Below are 26,200 nucleotides of genomic sequence, written 5' to 3' on the forward strand. Positions count from 1 at the left end.
CGAGTTCGGCGCAAAAATTTCGGGTGTTGCCTGATCGTCCCCATGCTCCGCGTGGGAATGCAGCCGGGGACGCTCCGCGTCCCAAAAGCGGACGCAGAGCGTCCGTTGATGCATTCCCACGCAGAGCGTGGGAACGATCGGTGGTCAGCGCGAAGGAATCAGCAACTCCCGCACGCCAGAAGCCCGCTCGACAATCTCACCCGGCAACTTCAGCCGTTGATCATCCAGATACCGATAGTCCTTGCGTGCCGCCTCCAACCGGCTGAAATCCAGCTCAACCGCAAACTGCCCTTCCTCCCGCCCGGCCTCGAACAACAAGGTGCCCAACGGATCGACGAGCGCACTGCCACCGGCAAACACCAACCCGTCATCGCTCTCTTCCACCCGGTTGACCATCAGCGCAAACGCCTGGTTTTCCTGGGCCCGCGCCATGATCGCGGTGCGGTGAGTCGGGCCGTAAGGGTCCATGTTGCCGTTGGTGACGATCAGCAATTCAGCGCCCAGTTGCGCCAGGGCACGGGCGGTTTCCGGGAATTCGATGTCGTAGCAAATCAGCAGGCCGACCCGCACGCCGTTCCACTCGCAGGTGGCGTAACGGTCGCCTGCCTCGAACACGCCGCGATCCGACGCCCAAAGGTGGGTCTTGCGGTATTTCAGGGCGATGCCTTCAGGGGTAATCAGCAACGTGGTGTTGTAGAAGCGGCCGTTGTCGTTCTCGGCCATACCGATCACCACGGCGATGTTGCGCTCGCGGGCAGCCGCCACGACGGAGCTGACCGCCGGTCCGTCCAGCGGTTCGGCGGTTTGGGCCACGGTGTCGGCGGACGGAAAGCCCATCAGGTGGGTTTCCGGAAATACGATCAGCTGCGTATCGACGTGGCAGGCAGCGATGGCGGCCAAGGCCCGTTCGAGGTTGTACGCGGTGCCGTTGTCACGGCCCGCCAACTGGGCGAGTTCGACTTTCATGGGTAGTCCTTGTTATGGGCCGGGCGGCAGAAAGATTGCCCGGTCTGTGTCTGTGCGCCAGTATGCGCAGCAAGCCACCGGCCGGGGAATCACGCCGCTGGGGTAACCCGATAGGGGTAGAGGCATGACACTTTCATTAGACGATATCGCTTGGCACCGCTCGGTCGGACAACTGATCGACGCCCTGGACAAGCCCAATTTCTGGACGCAGCTGGTGCGCCTGCTGGATCAGTACGTGACCTTCGACAGCTGGGTGGCGCTGCTTTTCAGCGCAGACCAGCACCCGCAAGTGTTCGCCGAATGCCCGGGCGAGGACGGCAGCCCTGATCAGTTGTTCCAGGATTACCTGCGCGGCCTGTACCTGCTCGACCCGTTCTACATCGCTTGCCGCGAACAGTCGCGCACCGGGCTCTATCGCCTGTCGGAAGTGGCGCCGGAGCATTTCGAGCTGACCGAGTATTACCAACGCTACTTTCGTCTGAATGTGGTGGCCGATGAAATCCAGTTCAATTGCCAGCTCGAAGGCGACCGCACGCTGTGCCTGTCGTTGGGCAGCAAGCAGCGTTTCAGCGGCCAGCAGATTGCCTTGCTGTCGCTGATCCAGCCCTGGGTGCTCGGCCTGTTGCGCCAGCGCCTGCCCTACGAAATCAACGAAGCCGTGGCCCTCGCGCCGGCGCCGGTCAAGGGCGACTGGCGCGTTCAGCTGGAGGCTTCGGTGCAACAACTCAAGGGTGCGCAATTGACCGCCCGGGAACTGGATGTCGGCCGATTGATGCTCAGCGGTTGCTCCAGTAAAGAAATCGCCCGTAAGCTGGAAATCTCTGCTGAAACCGTGAAAGTCCATAAGAAACACATGTACAGCAAGCTGGGGATCAAATCCCAGTCCGAGCTGTTTTCGATTTTCCTCCAGGCGCAGAATGCCTGATTGCACGATGCGCTTGCTTTTCTGTGGGAGCGGGCTTGCTCGCGAAGAGGCCATCACATTCAACATTGATGCGGGCTGACAAACCGCTTTCGCGAGCAAGCCCGCTCCCACAGGGATCGGGTGTATCCAGGCAATCCACCGTGCTGACAACAATTGAGACCGAACCCAAGGAACCCGTATGAGCCTGTCACTCCTGAGCCGCTACGCCTTCTTTGCCGCTTGCGTGATATTCACCCTCGCCAGCCTGCCCTTCCTGGAACACGACTGGCTCTGGCCGATCACCGCCGTGACCGGTGTCTTGAGCCTCGTGGGCCTGTTCGACCTGCTGCAAAGCCCTCACGCGGTGCGTCGCAACTACCCGATCCTGGGCAACATCCGCTATCTGGTGGAGGGCATTCGCCCAGAGATCCGCCAGTACCTGCTCGAATCCGACAGCGACGCCCTGCCCTTCTCCCGGGCCCAGCGCTCGCTGGTCTATTCCCGGGCCAAGAATGAAAGCGCCGACAAACCCTTCGGCACGCTGATCGATGTGTACCAATCGGGTTTCGAATTCATCGGCCACTCGATGCGCCCCGCTCCATTGAGCGATCCGAGTGCTTTTCGCGTCATCGTTGGCGGACCGCAATGCACCCAGCCGTACTCGGCCTCGGTGTTCAACATCTCGGCCATGAGCTTCGGCTCGCTCAGCGCCAACGCCATTCGCGCGTTGAATCAGGGCGCCAAACTCGGCAACTTCGCCCATTACACGGGCGAAGGCAGCATCAGCGCTTATCACCGGGAAAACGGCGGCGACCTGACCTGGGAACTCGGCAGCGGCTACTTCGGTTGCCGCACCCCTGACGGACGCTTCGACCCGGAGCGCTTCGCCGCCCAGGCGCAAACGCCGCAAGTGCGGATGATCGAAATCAAAATGAGCCAGGGCGCCAAACCCGGTCATGGCGGCATTCTGCCCAAGCACAAGGTCACCAAGGAAATCGCCGAAACCCGCGGCATCCTGATGGGTGAAGACTGCATCTCGCCGTCGCGGCACAGCGCGTTTTCCACGCCGATCGAACTGATGCACTTCATCCAGCAGTTGCGTGAACTGTCCGGCGGCAAACCGGTGGGCTTCAAGTTCTGCCTCGGCCACCCATGGGAATTCATGGGCATCGCCAAGGCCATGCTGGAAACCGGCATTCTCCCGGACTTCATCGTCGTCGACGGCAAGGAAGGCGGGACAGGCGCGGCACCCGTGGAGTTCACCGACCACATCGGCGTGCCGATGCGCGAAGGTCTGCTGTTCGTGCACAACACGTTGGTAGGCCTGAACCTGCGGGACAAAATCAAACTCGGCGCCAGCGGCAAGATCGTCAGCGCCTTCGACATCGCCAGCGTCCTGGCCATCGGCGCCGACTGGGCCAACTCGGCGCGCGGCTTCATGTTTGCCATCGGCTGCATTCAGTCGCAAAGCTGCCACACCAACAAATGCCCGACCGGCGTCGCCACTCAGGACACCCTGCGCCAGCGTGCGCTGGTGGTCCCGGACAAGGCCCAGCGCGTCTTCAACTTTCACCGCAACACGCTCAAGGCCTTGGCGGAAATGCTCGCGGCCGCCGGTCTTGACCATCCTTCACAGCTGTCGGCCAAGCATCTGGTGCGGCGCATGTCGGCAACCGAGATCAAGCTGTTCTCGCAGTTGCACGTGTTCTTGAAACCGGGGGAGTTGCTGACGGGCGAGGTGAATGGCGAGTTTTACTCGCGGATGTGGCAGATGGCGCGGGCGGACAGTTTTGAGCCCAACGAGGTGATTGCTGCGTAAGGATTGCTCTGCATGCCAGCCTTATGGAGAGGCTGGCATCAGCGACACCTTCACGCTTCGCGCTCGCCAGACAGGACAAATCTGGAAAAGAAGAACCCGCAGATCAGACTCAACAGCGAGAACGACGCGACGGTCACCAACCCGTGGATTTTCCAGACATCGGCGTAATGTCCGACCACAAAACTCATTACCCCCATAAAGAACACATAGATCAGATAACGAACCACCGACGCCCCGGCCTCAAACGTGTAAAGCGCATGCACATAGAATGAGAACGTTGCTGCCACACAAAACGCCGAAAAATTACTGGAGGCCTGGCTAAACTCGGCCGCGGTAGTCAGTACGTAAAATATCTGCCAATGAATCAGCGTATTGGCCACGCCAACGACCGCGTAAGTGGAGAGTGCTTTCCATAAGGCTTTCATGTTCGTTCCTTGAACTGTTCCCGTTTCAGGTAGGTTTCAAACCTAAAGTCGGGGGCAGGTGTGTGTCTACTGTAAGAACTAACAGGTAGCGCGGCATTCCAGACCAATGGGCACGGGGTTCACCACTGGAGAGAGGGAATACGGGCGGGTTCTTTCATGACGATAAAGCCGTAATCCCCCAGCAGATAAACCCGATAGAACAGACTGTCCACCAGCGGTGGATAACCCTGATAACCCACCAGCGTGGCGTTGCGCCGTTCCTTTTCCCTGACCACATTGGTAATGCCTGCTTTGGGCAGGTTTTCAGCGAGCATGTAAAAGTCGATGTTCAGCAGGTAATGCAAAACCGGCATCTGCTTGAACGAGCCGGCGGCACTCACCAACCAGTGATCGGAATACGTCACCGACATGTAAATACGCTTGGCATCGCGCAACGCCGGGCGGGAAGCAATGTCGGCACTCAAGGCATACAACGCTTGGGTCGCGAAGGTTTTTTGTAACGTCAGCACCCGCCCATAAGCGAAGGAAAGCGAAAGCATCGCCAACAGCGGAACCAGCAACAGCAACGGCAGCTTTCCATGCACCGGCGCCAGCGCCCGATGGCTCAGGTAGAACAGCAGCACCAGCACGACTGCAAAGCCCATCAAGGTGCGGGCGCCTTCATTGAAGTCGCGGAAAAACAATGAAGCCCCCGGCACCAGCACCATCAGGACGGGCAAGATCAACAGGCACAGCAGGCCGATCACGGTTTTGTTCAGGCCTCTGTCCTCACGCTCCAGTACGCGTTGCCCTACACGCACGGCACCGACAATGGCGCACAGCAACAGCACAGCGAACACCCAGGCAAACCCGCCATGGAACAGCAACACGATTTTTTCCAGCACCCGGCCCGCATTGGTTTCAATTTGCTGCAACGGTGCCGCTGCCCCGTTCAACAACGCAGTACGGCCCTGAGTCATGAAGGAATAGGCCGTGGCGAAATAGATCAACCCCGCCAGCCCCACCTGCGCCACTTTGTAGCCTATCAATCGGTAAAACGCGGGCCATGGCAATTTGTCGTCCGCCCCCCGCAACAGCTCCAGGCAACAGAGCCCGAGAAGCACATTGAAGCTGACCTGATAAAGCCCGATGGCCAATGCAATCAGCGCGGCAGGTATCAGCAGTCGTTGGACGCGCGAGTGGCTTTGAAAGGTGATCGCGTAGATCACCGCCACCAGGCTCAGCGCCATGGTCGGTCCGTCGTATTGATACGACAGGTTTTGCAGGAAAAACGGGTTGTACCAAAGCGGCAGCACCACCAGGCAATGGGCAAATGTCGGCTCGGGGAAGTAGTGGAACGTCAGTCGGGTCAGGGCCGTACTCATCGCCAGCGTGGCGATCAACAGCGGTAACGGGAAGATGTTCGGCGCAGCACTGCTGAAGGTCAGCAGGTTGTAGAACCACTGTGCGAACAACCGCCCCTCCCCTGCCCAACCAGTACCGGCGGCCAGGGCACGCCAGTTGTCATCGATGTAGGGAAAATCCGCGAGGATCAACGGCAGGACGTAAATCAGCGTCGCAAAAAAAAACATCAACCAGACCTGACGGCCTGTGAGCTCTTTGTCGAGCCATTCGCTGATCCGCATGCCGGCGCCTCTTGGGAATTTCGCCTTCAATCGATAAAGCTTAGAAACCGACGGTAGTCAGAGATCGCGGACCTGCGCGGCTTTTAGACAGGCGGTTGCTCCCTCAGCGATGCACTGAGACATTCCGTAATATCCGCACTTTGCAATTGCCGGCGAATCCCTGCACCCTGCGCGCCGCCAATGTGCGGCGCGCAACCTTTTGTGTCGCCGGCGCTCCTGCTTCAAAACCCGTTCAAGAGCCCGCAGCCATGACGACTGAACGCGATCACCGGATCGACTTTTTCCGTGGCCTTGCACTGATCTTCATTTTCTGGGATCACGTGCCCCACAACCCGTTGGGTCAGATCACCCTGCGTAACTTCGGTTTCAGTGATGCCGCCGAAATCTTCGTGTTCCTCGCCGGCTACGCCGCCGTTCTGGCCTACGGCAAGATCCTTGCCCGCGACGGTTACTTGATTGCCTGCGTAAAAATCCTGCGTCGTGCCTGGGTACTGTATGTGGTGCATATTTTTCTGCTGGCGATGCTGATGGGCATCGTGTTCTTCGCCAACAGCCACGTGGAAACCCGAGATCTGGTGGAGGAGATGGGCATGCACCACTTCATCAGCAATCCGCAGCAAGCCTTGATCGATGAGTTACTGTTGCGCTTCAAACCGAACCTGATGGATCCGTTGCCGCTCTACATCGTGCTGCTGGCAGGCTTGCCGCTGGTGCTGCCGATATTTGTGCGCAAGCCATGGGTGGTGGTGGCGATGTCGTTTGCGGTGTACCTGACGGTGCCGTTGTTCGGCTGGAATCTGGCTGCCATCAAGGACGGCGTGTGGTACTTCAACCCCGTCGCCTGGCAACTATTGTTCGTACTCGGCGGTGCCGCTGCGATTCACGCGCAGCGCCCAGGCTTGCGCGACAGGCGCCCCTTGCTGCGCCAGCCTTTGTTTGTGAGTGCGGCGTTGTACGCCGGCGTTGCCGGGGTGCTGACCGTATTATGGCGGTGGCCGCAACTGCATGATTCGATGGTACCGGCCACCCTGAGCAACTTGCTGTACCCGATCAGCAAGACCGACCTGTCGCCGGTGCGCCTGCTGCACTTTCTGGCGCTGGCGTATGTCACGGCGAAACTGTTGCCGGACACTGGCTGGACGCAGAACTGGCTGGCACAGCAATGCAGTCGCATGGGGCGTTACTCGCTGGAAGTGTTTTGCCTTGGAGTGTTGCTCGCGCCGTTGGCGGACATGGTCAATGCCTTGACCGATGATGCGTTTGCCATGCAAATCTTCACAGCGTTGGTGGGGGCCGGGTTGATGGGGTTGCTGGGGGTTTGGCTGGATTTCAACAAACGCCTGACCGCACCGATTCAAACGGTGCCGGTCAACTGAGGCACACCAAGCCTTTGTGGCGAGCGAGCTTGCTCGCGCTCGGCTGCGAAGCAGTCGTAAGTTTTCAGGGCCGCTACGTGCCCGCGCGAGCAAGCTCGCTCGCCACAGGTAATTTCGTCAGCCAACAAAGCCCCGGCCAATGGACCGGGGCTTTTGCGTTTCAGGCGTGACGACTTTACGAAGCCGAGCGCACCGCACCTTGCGACACATTGGTCGGTTGCAGCTTGAACACGTAGAACACCACAGTCAGCAATACCAGGAACGCCGGGCCGACATACAGCGCCACGCGGGTGTCCGGGAAGTACGCCATCAGGCCGACCACCAGCACCAGGAACGCCAGCGCCAGATACGAGCTGACCGGGTACAGCCACATTTTGTACTTCAAGCCGGCACGTTCGCTGGCACTCAGGCCTTTGCGGAACTTGAGCTGGGCCAGCAGGATCATCACCCAAGTCCAGATCGCGCCGAAGGTGGCAATCGCCGTCACCCAGACGAAGACTTTTTCAGGCACCAGGTAGTTGAGCAACACGCCCAACAACAACGCGCCGATCGACAGCAGCAGCGCACGACGTGGCACGCCGTTGTTCGAGGTCTTGGCGAAACCGGCCGGGGCCTGGCCATTCTGCGCCAGGCTGTAGAGCATGCGCCCGGTGCTGAAAATGCCACCGTTGCACGACGACAGCGCAGCGGTGATCACCACGAAGTTGATGATGCCGGCCGCGGTCTTGATGCCCAGGCGTTCGAAGGTCATCACGAACGGACTGCCCTGAGTGCCGATTTCGTTCCACGGGTAGATCGACAGGATCACGAACAACGCGCCGACGTAGAACAGCAGAATCCGCCAGAACACCGAGCCGATCGCGTTAGGAATGGTCTTCTGCGGGTTCTTCGCTTCACCGGCAGTCAGGCCGATCATCTCGACGCCGAGGTAGGCGAACATCACCATCTGCAGGGACATCAACACGCCTTGCACGCCGTTGGGCATGAAGCCGCCGTGGGCCCAGAGATTGGAAATCCCCAGCGCCACGCCGTCGTTGCCGAAGCCGAATGCGATCACGCCGATGCCGCCGACCACCATCGCGATGATGGTGACGATCTTGATCAGAGCGAACCAGAACTCGAATTCACCGAAGGCTTTCACCGCAATCAGGTTGATCGAACCCATGCTGATCAACGCGGCGAGTGCCCAGATCCAGCGCGGCACATCGGGGAACCAGACGCCCATGTACACCGCCACCGCAGTGATTTCCGCGACACAGGTCACCAGCCACAGGAACCAGTAGTTCCAGCCGGTCAGGAAGCCCGCCAAGGGGCCGAGGTAGTCTTGGGCGTAACGGCTGAAGGAGCCGGCGACCGGGTTGTGCACGGCCATCTCGCCGAGGGCGCGCATGATCACCAGTATCGCCAGACCGCCGATGATGTAGGACAGCATGATGGCGGGGCCGGCCATTTCGATGGCCTTGGCCGAACCGAGGAACAGACCGACACCGATACAGGCGCCGAGCGCCATCAAGCGAATATGCCGTTCGCCGAGTTCGCGTTTAAGCGGGCCGCCCTGAGCGGTCTCGCCGTGGGGCAGGTGATTGCCGACTGGCATAGGGATACAACCTCGTCTTGTTATTGGATATGACCACCGAGTAACAAAGCGCTGACCGGTAAGCCATTGCTTCTGAGAAACCGGGCCTGCTTCGTGAGCAAACCCGTCTTGCAGGACAAACCTGCAAGATCAGCGGGGCGTGCAGTATAAAAAGCTTCGTACAGGATTTTTCACTCTATAAACCACAACATTCAGCCAGAACCCCCGGGAAAAGCCCGGTTCGCGGAGGGGCATTACCTGGGCTTTGTAGGATTTTTCACCAGCTGAAACGGCGCCGAGTATTGCACAGCATTGGTGCATCGTCATGTCCCTGCTCCGGCCTTATTTACCGTTCGACGTGTCTGGCAAAGGCATTCCAGGCCGACCCACACCTTTTTGGTGAAATAGCTGTCGTGGCGAGGGGATTTATCCCCGTTCGGCTGCGCAGCAGTCGTAAAAACCGTTGCACTCGGTACATCTGATAGACCGCGATTGCTGGTTTTGGAGCGGCTGCGCCACCCGACGGGGATAAATCCCCTCGCCACAAAAGTCCTCATCGCCAAATCCTTCACAAGAATCAGAAATTTCTCTTAACAGTCTCAACGTCGATACAGATCACTGCCTACTAGCCTGAAAGCGTCACTCAACTGTCTTGCAAGGAAGCAATGGATTGCCTACTCAACCTAACTCGCATCGTCTGCGCTTGGGCCGACACTCCGAAACCGGTCGTGCTTATCTCATCACCGCAGTCATCCATGATCGCCAACCCATTTTCTCTGACTGGCAATTAGGTCGCCTGCTTGTTGCAGAAATGCGACGGGTTCACGACTCCGGGCTGGTGAACTCAATCGCCTGGGTGGTTATGCCCGATCACTTTCATTGGCTGATGCAATTGCAAGATGGCAAATTAGGGGATGTCGTCAGTGCTACCAAAGCACGATGCTCCCAGGCAGTGAACAAAACGACCGGCCGAAGTGGCTCTTTGTGGCAAACCGGCTATCACGACCGCGCAATCCGCGATGGAGAAGAAATTCTTCCGTTCGCTCGCTACATTGTTGCCAACCCGTTGCGCGCAGGATTGGTAGAAAAAATCGGTGATTACCCACTCTGGGATGCCTGCTGGTTGTAACGTCACTCCCCTTCTGTGGCTACCGAACTCCCCGTGGCGAGGGTAATGCTGTTCACTTAAGCGCGAACACCTGCATTTGTGGCGAGGGGATTTATCCCCGTTCGGCTGCGAAGCAGTCGTAAATCCAGACAACTTAGTCTGTCTGAAAAGACGCTGGGGCCGCTTCGCAGCCCAACGGGGATAAATCCCCTCGCCACAAAAATTCCCCTCCCCACATAAATCCCTGTCACAAAAAGCTCCAGCACCACAAACGCTCCTTTCCACAGGCACTTAACGATGAGAATTCGAAATTTGTATGTTCACAATTTTTTCACCATCGCCAACCACCGACTAAGCTTCAGACAAGTCCGATCAATCTGCGTGAATGGATCAGTCGACTATGGGCGCGTTATGGCAAACCGATACGAGTAAAACTGTGGTTCCGACTGAACGTGTGGATGAAGCGCCTATACCTGAAAAACCCTCTAGCAGTCGTACGAAGCACGGCTGGGGGGCTTTCTGGTTGTTGCTGTTGATTATCCTGATTGTCCTGGGGCTCGCTGCCGCCAAGGAGATGCGCACCTCGAAGTTTCAATCCCGTGAGGTGAGCAAATTCGCCGCGTCCCTGAGTTATGAAATGAGACCCGGCCCCAGCGACGCCATTCGCTATCCAGGCGCTGGCCCTTTCGATCTGCGTCTGGGCTACAGCTCCCTGAATGAATTCCTGCCGCGTTTGATCAAGCGTGACTACGTCATTGCGTCACAAACCCGCTTCTCTCAAAAGCTGATGGACTACACCGACAACGGCTTTTTCGTGCCCTACGCGGAAAAAATACAGGCTGGATTGTCGATTACCGATTGCCGTGCGGCACCGCTGTACCAGTACAAATACCCGCAACAACTCTATTCAAGCTTCGACGCGATCCCGCCGGTGGTGGTCAGCAGCCTGCTGTTTATCGAAAACCGCTTTTTGCTCGATCCTCGTCAGCCCTTGGCCAACCCCGCTGTGGACTGGCCGCGGTTCGGCATGGCGGTGTGGTCCCAGGTGGCCAAGCTGATTCACCTGCCGGGCCAGTCGGCGGGCGGTAGCACGCTGGCGACGCAACTTGAGAAATACCGACACTCACCCGACGGCCTGACGGTGTCGGGCGCGGAAAAGATCCGGCAGATGATTTCCGCCACCGTGCGGGCTTATCAACCGGGCCCCGAAACCTTGCAGGTCCGGCAAAATGTGGTTCGCGATTACCTCAACAGCGTGCCGCTGTCGGCGGTACCGGGCCACGGTGAAGTGCATGGCATGGCCGAAGGGTTGCGCGTCTGGTACGGGGCCGATTTCAACAAGGCCAACGAACGGCTGGCCAACACCGACACGGATCCCAAGAGCATGGCCGAAAAAGGTCTGGCCCTGCGTGAAATGCTCTCGCTGATGATCGCCCAGCGTCGCCCTTCTCACTACCTGACCAAGGGCCATGATGAACTGGCCGACCTCACCGACAGCCACATCCGCCTGCTGGCGGCGAATGGTGTGATCGATGCGTCCTTCGCAGCGGCAGCCATGGCCAGCAAAGTGATCTATCGCGACTGGCAAACCCAGCCGACCATTCAGCCGATTGAAACCAACAAAGGCATCAGCGTGGCGCGCAGCCGCTTGGGCGGGCTGCTCAATCGTCCCCTGTACGATCTCGACCGCCTCGACCTCTCCGCCACCAGCACCCTGCAAGGCGATTTGCAAACCCAGACCACCGAGTACCTCAAGCACCTGGCCGACCCGGCGTTTGCGACCCAAATCGGTCTGATGGGCGAACGCTTGCTCACCCCCACCAGCACCACCCAAGTGCGCTACAGCTTCACGTTGTTTGAACTGACACCGGACGGTGCGCGTGTGCGGGTGCAGACCGACAGCACCGACCAGCCGTTCGACATCAACGAAGGCAGCAAGCTGGAACTGGGCTCTACCGCGAAAATGCGCGTGCTCACCACCTACCTGCAAGTCATGGCCGAGCTGCACGATAAGTACGCCGAAATGACGGTCCCGGAATTGAAGAAAGTCGACGTCCCGGATCAGGATCGCCTGAGCCGCTGGGCCGTCGATTACTTGATTCAGAACAAGGACCGCAATCTGTCGACCATGCTGGGCGCCGCACTGGACCGCAAATATTCCGCCAGCCCCGGCGAAGCCTTTTTCACCGGCGGCGGGCTGCACACCTTCGTCAACTTCCGCAAGGAAGACAACGGCCGCATTCCCACCTTGCGCGATGCCCTGCGGGAATCGATCAACCTGCCGTTCATTCGCCTGATGCGTGACCTGGTGCGCTACACCACGTATTCCGGCCCCAACAACAGCGCCGAATTGCTCAAGGACGATCGTGACCCGCGGCGTCAGGAATACCTGGCCAATTTCGCCGATCGCGAAGGTACTTCATTCCTGCTCAAGTTCTGGAAGAAGTACAAAAACAAGGACACCCAGGCGCGGCTCGATACCTTCCTCGACAGCATGCGCCCGACCCCGATTCGTATGGCGGCGGTGCATCGTTATTTGCTGCCGCAGGCCAGCCAGGAAAGCTTCAACACCTTCGTGCGCTCGCACCTCAAAGGCGCGAAGCTCACCGAAAAACTCACCGACGAACGCCTGCAACGGCTCTACGAAAATTACAGCCCCGGCGCCTACGACCTGCCGGATCAGGGCTTCATCGCCAAGGTTCACCCGCTGGACCTGTGGCTGATGGGCTACCTGCTGAATAACCCGGATGCGAAATGGAGCCAGATCGTCAAGGCCAGCCATTTCGAGCGTCAGGAAGTCTACAGCTGGCTGTTCAAGAGTCGTCACAAGGGCGCCCGCGACAGCCGTATCCGCACCATGCTGGAGATCGAAGCCTTCCTCGACATTCATCAGCGCTGGCAGAAAGTCGGTTACCCGTTCGATCACCTGGTGCCGTCGCTGGCCACTGCCATCGGCAGCTCCGGCGACCGTCCTGCGGCGCTGGGCGAGTTGATCGGCACCATCCTCAACGACGGTGTGCGCATGCCGACATTGCGCATCGACACCCTGCACTTCGCGGCCAATACGCCGTACGAAACCAAACTGATCAACGACCCGGACGCCGGTAAACGGGTGATGCCGTCCGAAGTCGCCACGGCCATGCGCGAGGCCCTGTCGCAAGTGGTGGATGCCGGTACGGCCAAACGTGTTTCCGGCAGTTTCATCACACCCGATGGCAAACCATTGGCCATGGGCGGCAAGACCGGGACCGGGGATAACCGCATCGAAGCCATTGGTTCCGGCGGGCGGATCCTGAGTTCGAAGTCGATCAACCGCACGGCCACCTTCGTGTTTTTCATCGGTGACAACCACTTCGGAACGCTGACCGCCTTCGTACCGGGGCGCACCGCCGAAGCCTTCAAGTTCACCTCGGCGCTGCCCGTGCAGGTACTCAAGGGCATGGCACCGATTCTCACGCCGTATCTGCAACCGGGGACGCATACGCAATGTCTGCCGGTGGAGGTAGCGCGACGCTGATAAAACAATGGCGGTAATTAATTGTTTTCGGCATTGAAAATTCCAATGCTTTACGAGGACGAACACTTATTTAGCAGCTGTAATTGAGACTTTTACTTTGAGCCCCGGGCGTTAGGCTGGTCACTCCACTTAACGCTCAAGGTTTATTAAAAGCATGACTGACTTACACGGACGTATATCAGCGCTACCGACACCCGGGGCCGATAACAATAAAGGTCGCCACTACGGGTTCATCAACAGCCGAATCAACCCAACGTTCAAAGGCGCATCACTGCAACGGATTCGGGAACTGAGCCTCACACAAACGGCTTCAGGGCATTGGGTACAGACCACAAAAGATTTCGATCACACGCCGTTACAAGACGCCAACCTTGAACTCTGGTCCGCTCAAAACGCAGTCGACCGGGTAATGGATAAAGTACAAGGCGTGTATGAGTTCGCCGAACCGTTACTGACCGAGGCGTTACTGAAACAGTTCGGGGTCGACGTCGATGTAACGACAACTTGTTTGTATCTCTATCTACCGAAAAAGCTGCCCTGGTATGCCAGCGATCTCGGCGGTGTGGTGACCCGAACCGTTTCACTGCTGGATGCGGCCCTGCACAACTTCGCGAGCCACGAGACCTGCGAGGCAGACTCGAACTTCATCAGCCAGCCCGATGCGCGTGGGCACTTCGATATCCTGCCGATCAAACGCAAAATGTCCATCGCGCAGTTTCAGACCCTGTGTCGCCAGCTGGACATTGGCGCGCGCTATAAGAAATACCTCGAAGAGCAGTTGCTGCCCAGTGACGGCCTCGCCCTGGGTTACTTGAAACTCAAAATCGTCGAGAGCGAGAAAGCCGCGTTCAAAGCGGCCGCTCAACTGGCCGTTCTGACGGGAGACATCGATGCCGATGCCAGCGACCTCGTCCTGAAGATGCTCGATGGCCAGCGCAATCTCACCCGTAAAGGCCGGGTGATGCAATTCGCAGAATTGTCCATCCTTGACAGCTTGCTGACCGGAATCGTGTTGATCACGCCCATGCCGGAACAACGCATCCGCGACGTGACACCGGTGATTGTCTACGTCCCGCAAGACCCTGAGCACCCACTGAAAGAGTACCCCTCGACCGTCGCTTTCATGGATGAACTGACGCGTCAGCTACGCGACAACGACGTCGTGTCGTCCACCGGCATGACCTACCAGCAATTCTTCAGCCGGTTCGTCGATCAATCAGACCGAGGGCATTTTTTCGGCGGGCTGCAACAACGCCTGTTCGAAGTGAAATGGCATCAGAAAGAGCCATTGGAGCAAGGGCCGAGCTGGCGGGAAGTTGCCGTCACCCATCCTAGCCTGCATTTCAAAGCCGCACCGATTCCTGGCGAACTCTGGGAGTACCTCTTTCAGCAAAAGCTCAACAAGGTTTTCAACGACGCCCGACACATCGCCGTGTCCACCGCCGATGCCGATACCGATGCCCGATGGGCCTGGTGGGAGAACTTCAAGAAAATAGCCTCGGACCTCTTCAACATCGCCCTGATGGTGGTCACGCCGTTCGTTCCGGGGCTGGGTGAATTGATGATGGTCTACTCCGTGTATCAGATGACCAGCGACGTCCTCGAAGGCATCGTCGACATGGCATTGGGGCTGTGGACCGAAGCCGCCGAGCATATTACCGGAGCAGTCACAGACTTTCTTTCGCTGGTGGCGTTTGCCGCCGGCGCGAAGATCGGTGAGCTTGCACGCCTGAAACTGTCGCCGCTGATCGAAGGCATGAAACCGGTGACACTGCCCAATGGCGAACCTCGTCTGTGGCATCCCGACCTCACACCTTACGAGCTACCCGATGTGAAGTTACCGGCTGATTCCAGCCCAGACGCGCAGGGGTTTCACGCCCACGAAGGCCAGGACATTCTGCCACTGGATGACAAGCACTACGCCGTGCAAAAGGACCCGCAAACCGGTGACTACCGCGTCAAACACCCCCATCGCGACACTGCTTATTTACCCGAGTTGAAACACAACGGCCGCGGCGCCTGGACCCACGAAGCCGAAAACCCGCGCGTATGGGAACGCCCGACATTGATGCGGCGTCTGGGCCACTCCGTGGACGGCTTCAGCGACGCAGAACTCGAAGACGTTCGTATCGCCAGCGGCACCGACGACGCTGCGCTGCGCCGGATGTACGTCGACAACACGGCCCCGCCACCGTTACTGGATGACAGCCTCACCCGCTTGAAAAATCAGCGCCAGACCCGCCAGGCCATTGAAAAAATCCGATCAGGTTTGCCCCTGGATCCGTCGTCCTACTGGTTTGAACCGCTGACGACTTACCTGGACGGCTGGCCCGCGGACAAAGCCCTGAAGGTCTACGAAAACGCCGACAGGACCGGCCGGTTCCGCCAGTATGGCAATGCCGATGCAACCGACGAGCAGACGCTGTCCACCAGTTTGTCCAACCTGATGAGCGAGCAATTTGCGCCGCGCCTTGTCGAGTTTCTCAGCGAAGACGAGCGGCAAGCCATGCTCGGTCGGTCAACCGCCAAAAGTGAACGGGTGCAAGCGTTGCGTGATCGACTGGCGGACGAAGCCAATCGACTGAGCGCTGACATCGTCAATCAGCTTTACCACGGTGCGCAAGCGTCCGACGATCCTCAGATCCGACTCATTCGCCAGACATTTCCCGAGCTGCCAACCCGTGCGGCACAGACGCTGCTCAACAATGCCGACGCGGCCGACCTCAAGCGCATGAACCAGGAGCAGCGCCTACCGTTGAGCCTCAAAAGCCGTGCGCGTGACGCCGCCTTCGAAGTCCGGACGAACCATGCCTATGAAGGTTTTCACGACGGCGCGCAGTGGGTGGCGGAAACCGAACGCCTGGTGCTGAACGCACTGAGGATTCATACCGACACGTTCGCGCAATTGCGCATCGAGGTTCGCGAAGGCAGCGATGCTGGCCCCTTGCGCAGCAGTGTGGGTGCGCAGGACGCGTCGACGGTTCGGATGCTGGTCAAGGATGAGGGGAACCTGTTTGAAGTCTGGGACGCCGACAACCACAAACTGCACGACGCCGCTGATTTTTATGAAGCCGTCCTCAACGCTTTGCCGAAAAACAAACGAGCGCAGCTGGGTTATCGGCCGGGCCAGGGTGAATTTTTCAAGCAATGGGTGATGGCAAAGACCGAGACACCTGCGCAGCGCCGCACCGCGCTCGCCGCACCACCGATCCGTCCGGTGGCGAACCATGAAGACATGACGCTGCTGCGCGGCCCCGGTTTTTCGACCACCGGCGCCACACTCACCCAACGGGTGGAGGATTTGTACCCCCACTTCAACGAACGAGAGGTCAATACCTTCGTTCGATCCCTGGGTTCGCCAGAGCAAGGGCGTCAGACTCTGGCGAGGCTGGACCGAGAGCTGTATGACCTTCAAAAGCTGCTCCATCGGTGGCAAAACCAGCGACCTGACGCGTGGGGGCCTGATCGACAAGGGTTCGTGCGCGGTGGCGGGCTGCATATTGCCGATCGACTCATCGATTGCTTCTCAAGAAAACCCACGGTATTTGGTGAACGCAGTATCACTGCCGACGGCGGTTATGCGCTGGACCTGTCCGTAGAGTTCGATATGCCCGATCTCGAACGCTGGTGGAAGGAACTGCCGGACATCAAGCACTACCTCGATCAGATCAGCACCTTGAATCTGGACCGCACAAACTTTTCCGAAACCTCCTCCAACCTGTTGAGTGACTTTTCTCATCTCCGGCAACTGAGCGCACGCAGCTGCGGGTTGACGCGACTCCCCGAAACCATCGGCAAGATGCACTACCTGCGAACGTTGCGGCTGATGAACAACGACATCAGGTTGACCCCGTCGGCCGTCGAGCAACTGCGAAACCTGACCCACATGGAAACACTCAGGCTCGATGACAACACGCAACTGGGCAGGCTCCCGAACGTCGGGCGCATGCCCAAACTGAGGATCCTGAGTTTGAGCAACACCGGGGCAACCACCTGGCCCGATGGGCTTCTCGGACCCTCCAGCAAGCGCCGACCGCGTGGCTTCTTTCTGGATTTGCAGGAGAACCCGATCAGCGTGATTCCGACCGTTGTGCCCGGCTCGGAGGATGCCTTCCTTGTGGCGCGAACCCGCTTGTACGAAAAGCATCTCTCGGACGCAAACCTGGTCATTTTCAAGGCATATCGACGGTCAGTCGGCATCGCTCCCAAGCAGGTCTACGCCGACGCTGCAAGAGACGCGATGAACCTGTGGCCGATGAACGACGACTCTGTCTGGTGGAGTGCCGAGGTCTCAGGGCTGGGTACTTTCCGGGAGGAAGCCTGGCACGATTTGATGACCGAGCCGGGCTCTGAAGATTTTTTTGCCTTGATCCAGAAACAGACACGCTCGGCCGATTACAAAGCCGGTGGTGATTTGCGTCAACAGCTCAGCAGCCGGGTATGGCGCATGATCGAAGCCATCGACCTGGACACCGAGTTGCGCAAGGAACTGTTCGAAATGGCCAAGGCGCCCACTACGTGCGCCGATGCCGGGGCTCAGGTGTTCAACCACATGGGCATCAAGGTGCTCGCCTCCGAAGCCTATGCCTTATCGACGTCCAACGCCGTCCTGGAAAGCAAACTGGTGAACCTGGCAAAAGGCGCCGCTCGCCTGGCGCGCGTGGATGACATTGCCCGTGCCGATTTCGGCAGCCGTGAGGGCAACCCCGATGAGGTGGAGGTGTACCTCGCTTACGAAACCGGCCTGGCTCAACGCCTCGGTTTACCGTGGCAATCGGAGTCGATGCTGCATCGCCCACTGGCCAAAGTGAGCGCCAAAACCCTCGACACCGCCTTCAATACGGTGATGTCGATGGAGGCCGGCGAAGGGTTGATCAACGACATGATCGATCAGCCGTTCTGGCAGAAATACTTGCATGACACGTACCCGAACGAGTTCAGTCGCAATACCCGGTTTTACGAAACCAAGAGCGACTTGCTGGAGGAGTTGCGCGAAGCACAACAGGCCTGGGCGAGCTCCAAAGGCCTGCAGATTGCGCAGCGACGAGCCCTCAAACAGCGCCTGCTAGACCTCGCACGACGACTGGGTGTCGATGACAGTGTGGTGCTTACCGATCAAGACATGACCGATGAGGTCTACGGCCGATTGCTTCACGACATGGGCTACGAAGAAAAAGAGCTGAGCAGGAAGCTGACCCGCGCAGCGCTGCAAAAAGACGCACAGCAGTAATCGGCAAACCCTGATGCACCCGTTGCTGCATCAGGGTTCAACCCTTAACCCACTTCCGAATCCCAGATGACCGTTACATTGCCCGAATAAGATCTGGCGATACCGGATTTGAGCATTTCGTCGACCTCGTCCGGCGCAATCTCGAAGTGCAACGTTCCGGGCTTGCGATCGACATAAAAGCGCGGCTGGAAAAGCTCAGTGCCACTGCCGTCGCGCCGCAACGGTCGACGACTGACCGGTTGAGCGGCGGCATCCACCAGACCATTGGGCAGAGTCAGGCTGACGTCGAGTGGCACGACATGACCTGAAACCGGATCGCGCACCGAGCAGCGGTTGCCATCCAGGCTGTACTGGCAGTCCAGGCTCATCTTGAAGCGACTCGACGAAGACACATTGAACGTCTGATCCCGAAACAACCGTGTCGGCTTGCGTCCCTGCGTCAGCCAGGCTTGCCAACCGCCCTGCGGGACCAGTTCAACGCGATTGCCACCCGGCGGTATCTCGACCTTGAGGGTGTGCCGAACATCCAGGGAGAAATTGAGGGTCAGTTGATTGTCAGCCGGAATCATGACATCACCCATGTCGAAATCCTGATGAGGACCGACCCTGTAGGTAATCGAACCGTTGTATTTGCCCGCGACCATGTTCAGCGGATCGGGTGTGCGCAGTTCATAGGCGAAAACGAAGTACAGATACCGGAAGGACATCGGGATGTCGAAAAGTGCCTTTTTGCTGCACACGCCAGCACCAACCGGAACTCTCCAAAAACTGTTGTAACCCCTGGGACCATGGGAATACCAACCCACACCCTGGCAAGGACTCGGGGCGTAGGCCCAGCCCCCTCCTGCCCAAAGTTGATCCCAGTACCCGCCCCCGGTCAATTCGGTAACGGGGCGTGGAACTTGTGCTTCGTGACCAATACCTCCGATCCGAACGGAAAGCACTTTTGAATCTCCCGATTCATGCGTAACACGTACTTCTCTCCACGCTGAGGGAACCTTGGCCATACCGCCTTGGCGAGGGTCGGCATGATTGGCCAGAATCGGCGCATTGGCCGTGAAAGCAATGGGCGCACCGAGACTGAAAAGTCCAAAAGGCTCACAGGCCGCCGGGACCTGCCGACAAAACCCCTCCGAAGGCGTCTTGTTGACGAATTCATTTTTCTGCGGCTTTGCCGAATCCGGCACGAATTCCGCTTCAATCTCCAGGACTGCCGCCTGCACAGGCAGTGAAAACACAGCGAACATCAGGCTGATCACTGCACAGCCACCCGGCATTTGAAATAATCGTCCAACTGAAAAATTCATCGATTCTCCTTAAATCATGAATGGCTGATCCCTCCTGGCTTCACTCTCCCGGCAACACCGCGTTGAAAACCATGTTGACGCTGCCAAAATAGTTACCGGGCTTATAAACCCCATCGGCAGGTGGCACCGGCACGATTTGCAGTAAAACCCGCTTGCCCTGCGCCGCTTCGCTCAGCGAAACCACCTCGCGGCTTTCCCCCTCGCTTAACAACTTGTCGTTGAACGTGACACGCAAACCAATGTCATGGGCATCCGTCCCGTTGGACAAGTAGGGCCTGCCCTCAAGGCGGGCTTCGATGGAGCCGGCTTCATTCTTCACATCGAAATACTTGCGCAAGCCACCCAGGGTCGAGGTCGCCAGATTCCACGGCAATGGCTGTTCACGGTGAATCCAGTCGGGATCTGCGGGAATGACGTAGAACGCCTGGCTCGGGATCGTCACGAACACTTCGAAGTGCTGCACTTCGCGGGCGGCAAACGCTGAATGGCAGGCCACTGCCAACACCATCAGAACCGTGAGTTTTCTGAACATGGTCATCAGCCTTTCACATCGAGTTTCTTGCTGCTCGCGCCTTCAACCAAAGTGAAGCGATACTCGCGACCGGCCTGTTTCTCGAACTCGAAACTGCGCCCTGCCAGGATGTGATGCTTGGTGGTTGGCTGGCAGTCCTGCTCGTTCTTGACCGAGCAATCCTTGAACTCATCGATCACCACCACGGTGTTGCCGTTGTTGCGGATCCGGTACCTGGCCGCATCGTTTTCGATCACGCTGGCGTAACGCGTGTCCTTGGGCCGGACGAAAAACACCGCGCCATAACCGGCCAGCACCGTGACCCCGGCGGAGAGGGTTTTCTTGTATGCCTCACGGTCTTCAACGGAGACCGCGAATTCGTCTTCTTTCTCGGGCACCACCGGCACGAAACGCACACGAAAATAACGCTCTTTGTCGCGTTCGCCCATGTACAGCAAGCGCGTGCCTTGCATGCCACTGGCGGGCACGATCAGCCGCGCCGGGCTGGCCATCAAGCCATCCCGGGCGGTGCCGTCGGCACTGGATTTGAGCGGCACTTCCTGGGATTTGCCTTCAGCGTCGTAAAGGATTTCAAGGATGTTGACCTTGACGAAGGCGGTGCTGTCACCACCGTTGAAGACGCGTTTCAAGAACGTACTTTTGTCGCCGTCCAGGTAGTCGTAAACCGAGCCGATGTTGATGCTCGGCCCGGCGTGCGCCGTCTGGGTGAACAAACAAAAACCAATCAGTACCAACCGACGTTTCATCGTCATTTACCTCATAGAAAAATGCGTTTCGCCGGGCATCAGCCTGCCGTCGGCGTCTCAAGCGTCAGGTCCGCCAATGTGTCCGGCGTGCAACGCAGATCGCCGATCATCAGCACATTGTTTTCCGTGCGACCGCTGCTCGGATCGAGTCGGAACTGGCACAGCAACTGATTGCCGTAGCGCACTTCCAGGGTCGGTGAGCCGGCGTTCATTTCCATGGAGAAGAAGCCGTCCACCTCACTCACCCCGCGACTGGCGTGGTTGATGATGTGATGGCCCTTGAGCGGGTTGCCCTGGGGGTCGATCAGGCGGCCGAGTACGGTGAGGGTTCGCATCACACGAATCTGCCGATAATCCACGCCGCCCTTGTTCAGGTGATAGCTGGAACGGGCCGGCTGGATGGTCGCGGCGGGGACGTGATTGCCTTCGAAATCGAAACTGACGGAGCTGCTTTTGTAAGCCGTGATCGGTACGAAATTGCGCCCGGGCTTGAGTACCGCACTGCCGCCGCTCAAATCGTCGGCGCGCAGGGTAATGTCGTCGATGTCCGATTCGACATCGATGATCATGCCCGCACCGTCGCGCTGGTATTGGCTGGTCATGATCATTTTTTGCCCGCCAACCGCCACAGTGCTGTCAAGGTTCAGGCCGCCGGTGAGGTCGTTGTTGTAGGACGAGCGCTGAATAAAGCCGTCGCCGTTGACCAGGTCCGATTGCATCGTCGCCAGCGCGTTCAAACCGATGCCATAGGTGTCGGTGATCGCCGTGGCGGAAACGCTTTGCAGCAGGTGGTCCTGCAAACTTTTGCGGTAGGTGATCGAGGCATTGTTATCCCGCCCGCCGTCGCGATCGGTGCGGGTGCCGATGCTGCCGGACAGTTGTTCTCCCGGACCGACCAGCGCGATGTTCACGCTCAAATCAAGGCCACGATTTCGATCATCTCCGGAGCTGAAACTGCCCGGCCTGTCGAACAGCGACAAACGCCAATTGGCGTCGCTGCCGAACAGTTGCGTGCGTTGGCTCCAACCCAAATCAACGCCGACACCTTCGGTATTGCCTTCGCTGTGGGACACCCGAGCGTTGACCGAACTTTTGCTGGTGAGTCGATGATTCACCGACAAGGAAGAGTTGCTGGTCTGGCCGATAAACACGTTGCGCTGCCGCACTCGCGTGCCGTCGGGCAGGGTGTCGTAGAGTCGCGTAGTGTCGAGCCAACTGCGGTTATGGCTGGCGACGATGCTGCCGCTGCCGTAGGAATAGAGCCCCTGCACGTCGAGGCCGGTGCCGTAGTCCTGCGTTTGATAGACGTTGGCATAGACGCTGGCGTTATTGACGATGGCCCAGTCGACCGATGTGCCGTATTGCAGGGTGTCTTTGACCTGTCGACCCGACAGGCCGAGGATCACCCGCGGGTGCAACAGGAAGTTGAAGGCGGCACCGGCGGTCATGTCGCCGTCGGCCTGCTCATCCCAGTTGCTGAGCACTTTCGATTCACGCCCGGCGAACAGGTTGTAGCGCCAGCGCTCGTCATGATTGCGCCAGTTGTTGGGTTTGTAGACCAGTTCCTGAGTGCTGGAGGTGATCTGGCCGTCTTCGATCAGGCGCACTTCCACTTCATAGATGCCACCGGGCAATGGCCGCGTATCGAGGGTCTGCAAACCGGCCGGCATCGCCTGCGTGTTGATCAGCAAACCGTCGCGGTAGATTTCCACCGAGCCCTGGCGATTGGCCGTGACGTAGATCGGGTAGACCGCCGGTTTCGGGTTGCTGATGGCCAGGCTGTCGGAGCTGCCGTACATGACGCCCACTGCGGTGTCGGGGCTGGCGCCAAATGAGCGCGGCTGACGGGTCAGGCCTTCCGAGTTGGGTGTGAATAAGCCCAGCCGCAGAAAGCTGCCTTGCAGTTCGCGCTGGGTGAAGAGCTCATGCACGGCGTGATAGGTCTGGTTGTCCACACCGCCCAGGCGGGACAGCTGCAAATTGACGGCTTGGGTCCAGTTACCGAGGCTGCTGCTGGCTTCCAGACCGTAACGACCACCGAGGTCCTGGTTCTGGCCGCCATTAAGGTTCAGCTGGTTGCGCACGATCAACCCGGTGCTGCCACCTTCGGGCTGGTTGTAATACAGCTGCACTTGATCATCGCGCTCAGCGTTTTCTGTGAGGATCGACACCAGGGAGTTTTCCAGGCTGTAGTGGACCGCCAGCAATTGTTCGGGGCAGTTGGCCTGACAGGTACCCAGCACCACGCCTTGTTTCAGATAATTGGCCCAGATGTCACGTTCACTGGGCTTGATCGTGCTGTCGCTGACATCGGAGAAGTCAACGAGGGTGATGCGATCGTCGCGGGTCAGCACGACCATCGCCTCACCGAGAAACTGTTGATCAAGTTCCACGCGCACCGCCAGCGGCACATCAAAGAAATGCTCTTCGAACTCGCTCGGCAAACCCTTTGCCTGCGCCAGCAGACTTCGCGGTGTAGTACCGTTATCCGCTGGCGTGGCCAGGGCAGTTGCACAAAAACATAGGGCAAGCGCCGTCGCGATGGGAGTCATCGGGAACATGAACGAAATACTCTAAAGATAAATTCGTTGAAACCCGATCGACAGGGGCGAAACCCTATCGATCGGTGAACGTTGCCAAGTAAGACAGAACTTACTTACAGAACGCGCTTTGGTTTAGATGCGCGGAATGGCATCAAACATGACGACCGGGTTGGCGGTGTAGACACCGACTTGATTGTTGCCCGGTTTAGCGGCAGTAATGACCAGGTCTGCGCGCATACCACCGTTGGACTCGACGTCACCAACCACTTCCTGAGAATCGGCGGTCAATTCCTTGCCGTTGAAGGTGTAAGTCAGAGGTATGTTCAAGGTCGCATTACCGTTGAACAGCGGCGTAGGACCGCCGACAACGTATGCGCCTACCGAGCCATTGGTGTGTTGAATATCAAAGGTACCGCGGACCTCCGACAGGACGCCAGTCCCTACGACGTACTGCATTTTCTCGTCTTTTCCGAAGTCTTTGTCTACAGGCTGAGCGTGGAAAACCTTGCTCGGGATTTCAGCGGTAATGTTGATGGAGGTGCGCGATTCTTCCGCAGCGAACGCCATCGAAGCGCTCAGGGCCAGGAGGGTCATCGGAACGGCGATTGCAAGCTTCTTGAACATTATTGAGTACCTGTCTTTTTCAAAGGATTGGACCGAGGAAAGTCTGAACAAGCCATCGCCATTCACTCCTGTGTTGGCGATTTCACTTAACTTTCGACGCCGGAGAATGATCGTCCAATCCCTTGAGAAAGTAAGTACGCAACTTCCGAAGAACATGTAGTAACAATGGCTTTCGAACAGCAGGAAAAAAGTTGGAAAATCACTAATTAGATTGTTTGACCCTCAGATAAATACTACACACAGTTTTAACTTAAAAAGCACACAGACTAGAACCAATCAAACTTCCGTAAGACCGAGACTACTTATGTCATGCGGGTGGATTAATTACCAACCCATGAACTTCTATAATTAGTTTAATTACTCTAAAAGAGCAACCCATGCATCCTTCCTCGTCGCTGATTGCGCCTGGCCCTCAAGCGGCGCCCGAGGCCGACCGTTGGTCCAGAACGCTTGCGCAGACCTAAAGATATATCTTAAGTTGTATCTAAACACGACGAGAGAAGACGCAAAATGAGAGACCATCATTCCCATCGAGACCACAGCGACAGCCGCGATAGCTTCGAAAAACGCCCAGGCCCCGGCCGTGAACGAGGTGGACGCGGTCCCCGGGTGTTCGCCCCCGGTGACCTGAAACTGCTGCTGTTGGCTTTGATCGCTGAGCAGCCCTGCCATGGCTATGACTTGATCCGCCAGATCGAAAGCATGTTCGACGGCGCCTACAGCCCCAGCCCCGGCGTGATCTACCCGACCCTGACCTTTCTCGAAGAAAGCGAAATGATTCTGGGCGACGCCGAGGGCGGCAAAAAACGCTACAGCATCACCGACGCCGGACGTCTGTCGTTGACCGAGCAGGCGATTGCGCTGGACGGCGTGCGGATGCGCATCGAGGTCAGCAAGCGCTCATTGCGCGGCCATGATCGTCCGGCCGAGATCCACGAGGCTGTGCACAACTTGCGTCACGCCTTGCAAATGCACCACGGCCGCTGGAGCCCCGAAGAAATCCTGCGGGTTCGCGACCTGCTCAATAACACCGCCAAAGCCATCGTCGATGGCCCTGCCGTTCAACCCGTTCAGGAGAAAGCCGAATGACTGAAGTGATCGTGCAATCCATTCACCGTGTCATGCATGAGATCAAACGCCGTCGCCTGGAAGTGCTGCGCGTGGTCGACCTGACCCCGCGGATGCGCCGGGTTACCCTGGGCGGCCCGGAACTGGCCGGTTTCGTCAGCCTCGGTACGGACGACCACGTCAAACTGCTGTTCCCACAAAACGCGGCGGAGCACGCGGCACTGGAAACACTGGTGCTCGGCGCCGGTAAAGACAACGGGCCGATGCCAGCAATGCGCGACTACACGCCCCGTCGTTACGACCTCGATGCCCTGGAACTGGACATCGATTTCGTCCTGCACGGCGACGGCCCCGCCGCGACCTGGGCCGAGCAGGCCAAACCTGGCCAGTTCCTGCACATCGGCGGGCCACGCGGCTCGATGATTGTGCCGGACATGTTCGACAGCTACTTGTTGATCGGCGACGAAACCGCCCTGCCCGCCATCGCCCGTCGGCTCGAAGGTCTGGCGGCCAATCGGCGTGCGTTGGTGATTGTGGAAGTGGAGAACGGCGCCGAGCAGCAGCGACTGGAAAGCGCCGCACAGGTCAATGTGATCTGGGTCTTGCGCGAGGGCGACAAAGACAATTTGCTGACCACCGTGAAGCAACTGCACGTGCCGAGCGGCAATCTGTATGCGTGGGTGGCGACCGAGACCAAGGTGTCACGGCAGATCCGCCGAGTTTTGCTTGATGAGCACGGTTTGAACGAGCAATTTGTCAAAGCCGTGGGTTACTGGCGCCTGGATGACAGCGACGAGGAATGACCGCAGCTCTTGTGGCTGCCAAGTTTCCTGT

The 26,200-nt window shown here is 58.4% G+C and carries 17 protein-coding genes; 8 read left to right on the forward strand and 9 right to left on the reverse strand.

Annotation, left to right across the window (positions count from 1 at the left end):
* Positions 1–144: 144 nt before the first annotated feature.
* A complete protein-coding gene (locus ACYZTM_RS09125) occupies positions 145–966 on the reverse strand; it encodes a carbon-nitrogen hydrolase family protein (RefSeq protein WP_461988249.1) in 822 nt (273 codons plus the stop codon).
* Positions 967–1,090: 124 nt separating this feature from the next.
* Here ACYZTM_RS09125 and ACYZTM_RS09130 point away from each other — a divergent pair, with 124 nt between their 5' ends.
* Positions 1,091–1,891 carry a helix-turn-helix transcriptional regulator gene (locus ACYZTM_RS09130; protein ID WP_131060919.1) on the forward strand — a complete coding sequence of 267 codons (801 nt, stop codon included), beginning with the start codon at positions 1,091–1,093 and terminating at the stop codon, positions 1,889–1,891.
* Positions 1,892–2,069: 178 nt separating this feature from the next.
* Complete coding sequence (locus ACYZTM_RS09135; RefSeq protein WP_461988252.1) at positions 2,070–3,689, forward strand: FMN-binding glutamate synthase family protein; 1,620 nt, start codon at positions 2,070–2,072, stop codon at positions 3,687–3,689.
* A 50-nt stretch (positions 3,690–3,739) separates the two neighbouring features.
* Here ACYZTM_RS09135 and ACYZTM_RS09140 read toward each other — a convergent pair whose 3' ends face one another.
* Both ACYZTM_RS09140 and ACYZTM_RS09145 read right to left on the reverse strand, forming a co-directional pair.
* Positions 3,740–4,114: a GtrA family protein gene (locus ACYZTM_RS09140; protein WP_131060921.1), complete on the reverse strand. Its 375-nt coding sequence runs from the start codon at positions 4,112–4,114 to the stop codon at positions 3,740–3,742.
* Positions 4,115–4,233: 119 nt separating this feature from the next.
* A complete protein-coding gene (locus tag ACYZTM_RS09145; RefSeq protein WP_461988254.1) occupies positions 4,234–5,739 on the reverse strand; it encodes a glucosyltransferase domain-containing protein in 1,506 nt (501 codons plus the stop codon).
* A gap of 248 nt (positions 5,740–5,987) precedes the next feature.
* On the opposite strand from ACYZTM_RS09145, the gene ACYZTM_RS09150 reads away from it, so the two are divergent.
* The gene (locus ACYZTM_RS09150; protein ID WP_131060923.1) at positions 5,988–7,115 is read left to right on the forward strand and encodes an OpgC family protein; all 1,128 of its coding nucleotides are present in this window, start codon (positions 5,988–5,990) and stop codon (positions 7,113–7,115) included.
* A 175-nt stretch (positions 7,116–7,290) separates the two neighbouring features.
* On the opposite strand, the gene ACYZTM_RS09155 is transcribed toward ACYZTM_RS09150, so the two are convergent.
* Positions 7,291–8,712, reverse strand: coding sequence for an amino acid permease (locus ACYZTM_RS09155; RefSeq protein WP_461988256.1), 1,422 nt, complete (start codon positions 8,710–8,712; stop codon positions 7,291–7,293).
* 649 nt (positions 8,713–9,361) lie between these two features.
* Between ACYZTM_RS09155 and ACYZTM_RS09160 the strand changes: the two genes are divergently transcribed.
* The 3 genes from ACYZTM_RS09160 to ACYZTM_RS09170 all read left to right on the forward strand — a co-directional run bounded on the left by ACYZTM_RS09160 (position 9,362) and on the right by ACYZTM_RS09170 (position 18,546).
* Entirely contained in the window at positions 9,362–9,820 is a 459-nt protein-coding gene (locus ACYZTM_RS09160; protein ID WP_131060925.1) for an REP-associated tyrosine transposase, read from the forward strand.
* Between the two features lie 379 nt (positions 9,821–10,199).
* On the forward strand, positions 10,200–13,316 hold the full coding sequence (locus ACYZTM_RS09165) for a transglycosylase domain-containing protein (protein WP_131060926.1): 3,117 nt from the start codon (positions 10,200–10,202) through the stop codon (positions 13,314–13,316).
* Between the two features lie 409 nt (positions 13,317–13,725).
* Positions 13,726–18,546, forward strand: coding sequence for an NEL-type E3 ubiquitin ligase domain-containing protein (locus tag ACYZTM_RS09170; protein ID WP_461988259.1), 4,821 nt, complete (start codon positions 13,726–13,728; stop codon positions 18,544–18,546).
* Between the two features lie 44 nt (positions 18,547–18,590).
* On the opposite strand, the gene ACYZTM_RS09175 is transcribed toward ACYZTM_RS09170, so the two are convergent.
* From ACYZTM_RS09175 to ACYZTM_RS09195, 5 genes are all read right to left on the reverse strand, one after another.
* Positions 18,591–19,823: a hypothetical protein gene (locus ACYZTM_RS09175; RefSeq protein WP_461989119.1), complete on the reverse strand. Its 1,233-nt coding sequence runs from the start codon at positions 19,821–19,823 to the stop codon at positions 18,591–18,593.
* Between the two features lie 70 nt (positions 19,824–19,893).
* Positions 19,894–20,385, reverse strand: a complete 492-nt coding sequence (locus ACYZTM_RS09180) for a CS1 type fimbrial major subunit (protein ID WP_131060929.1) — start codon at positions 20,383–20,385, stop codon at positions 19,894–19,896.
* Between the two features lie 5 nt (positions 20,386–20,390).
* Complete coding sequence (locus ACYZTM_RS09185; RefSeq protein ID WP_461988261.1) at positions 20,391–21,131, reverse strand: molecular chaperone; 741 nt, start codon at positions 21,129–21,131, stop codon at positions 20,391–20,393.
* 38 nt (positions 21,132–21,169) lie between these two features.
* Positions 21,170–23,692 (reverse strand): TcfC E-set like domain-containing protein, encoded by a 2,523-nt coding sequence (locus ACYZTM_RS09190; protein ID WP_461988263.1) that lies wholly within the window; start codon positions 23,690–23,692, stop codon positions 21,170–21,172.
* A 114-nt stretch (positions 23,693–23,806) separates the two neighbouring features.
* Entirely contained in the window at positions 23,807–24,298 is a 492-nt protein-coding gene (locus ACYZTM_RS09195) for a CS1 type fimbrial major subunit (protein ID WP_131060932.1), read from the reverse strand.
* Positions 24,299–24,808: 510 nt separating this feature from the next.
* Here ACYZTM_RS09195 and ACYZTM_RS09200 point away from each other — a divergent pair.
* The gene (locus ACYZTM_RS09200) at positions 24,809–25,387 is read left to right on the forward strand and encodes a PadR family transcriptional regulator (RefSeq protein ID WP_131060933.1); all 579 of its coding nucleotides are present in this window, start codon (positions 24,809–24,811) and stop codon (positions 25,385–25,387) included.
* The gene (locus ACYZTM_RS09205) at positions 25,384–26,169 is read left to right on the forward strand and encodes a siderophore-interacting protein (protein WP_131060934.1); all 786 of its coding nucleotides are present in this window, start codon (positions 25,384–25,386) and stop codon (positions 26,167–26,169) included. The genes ACYZTM_RS09200 and ACYZTM_RS09205 overlap by 4 nt, the downstream gene beginning before the upstream one ends.
* The last annotated feature ends 31 nt before the right edge of the window (positions 26,170–26,200 follow it).

The sequence above is a fragment of the Pseudomonas sp. MDT2-39-1 genome, assembly GCF_054898085.1.

Coding starts and splice junctions, on each gene's coding strand:
- ACYZTM_RS09125 (WP_461988249.1), bottom strand. CDS start 966: ATGAAAGTCGAACTCGCCCAGTTGGCGGGCCGTGACAACGGCACCGCG.
- ACYZTM_RS09130 (WP_131060919.1), top strand. CDS start 1,091: ATGACACTTTCATTAGACGATATCGCTTGGCACCGCTCGGTCGGACAA.
- ACYZTM_RS09135 (WP_461988252.1), top strand. CDS start 2,070: ATGAGCCTGTCACTCCTGAGCCGCTACGCCTTCTTTGCCGCTTGCGTG.
- ACYZTM_RS09140 (WP_131060921.1), bottom strand. CDS start 4,114: ATGAAAGCCTTATGGAAAGCACTCTCCACTTACGCGGTCGTTGGCGTG.
- ACYZTM_RS09145 (WP_461988254.1), bottom strand. CDS start 5,739: ATGCGGATCAGCGAATGGCTCGACAAAGAGCTCACAGGCCGTCAGGTC.
- ACYZTM_RS09150 (WP_131060923.1), top strand. CDS start 5,988: ATGACGACTGAACGCGATCACCGGATCGACTTTTTCCGTGGCCTTGCA.
- ACYZTM_RS09155 (WP_461988256.1), bottom strand. CDS start 8,712: ATGCCAGTCGGCAATCACCTGCCCCACGGCGAGACCGCTCAGGGCGGC.
- ACYZTM_RS09165 (WP_131060926.1), top strand. CDS start 10,200: ATGGGCGCGTTATGGCAAACCGATACGAGTAAAACTGTGGTTCCGACT.
- ACYZTM_RS09170 (WP_461988259.1), top strand. CDS start 13,726: ATGGATAAAGTACAAGGCGTGTATGAGTTCGCCGAACCGTTACTGACC.
- ACYZTM_RS09175 (WP_461989119.1), bottom strand. CDS start 19,823: ATGCCGGGTGGCTGTGCAGTGATCAGCCTGATGTTCGCTGTGTTTTCA.
- ACYZTM_RS09180 (WP_131060929.1), bottom strand. CDS start 20,385: ATGTTCAGAAAACTCACGGTTCTGATGGTGTTGGCAGTGGCCTGCCAT.
- ACYZTM_RS09185 (WP_461988261.1), bottom strand. CDS start 21,131: ATGAAACGTCGGTTGGTACTGATTGGTTTTTGTTTGTTCACCCAGACG.
- ACYZTM_RS09190 (WP_461988263.1), bottom strand. CDS start 23,692: ATGTTCCCGATGACTCCCATCGCGACGGCGCTTGCCCTATGTTTTTGT.
- ACYZTM_RS09195 (WP_131060932.1), bottom strand. CDS start 24,298: ATGTTCAAGAAGCTTGCAATCGCCGTTCCGATGACCCTCCTGGCCCTG.
- ACYZTM_RS09200 (WP_131060933.1), top strand. CDS start 24,809: ATGAGAGACCATCATTCCCATCGAGACCACAGCGACAGCCGCGATAGC.
- ACYZTM_RS09205 (WP_131060934.1), top strand. CDS start 25,384: ATGACTGAAGTGATCGTGCAATCCATTCACCGTGTCATGCATGAGATC.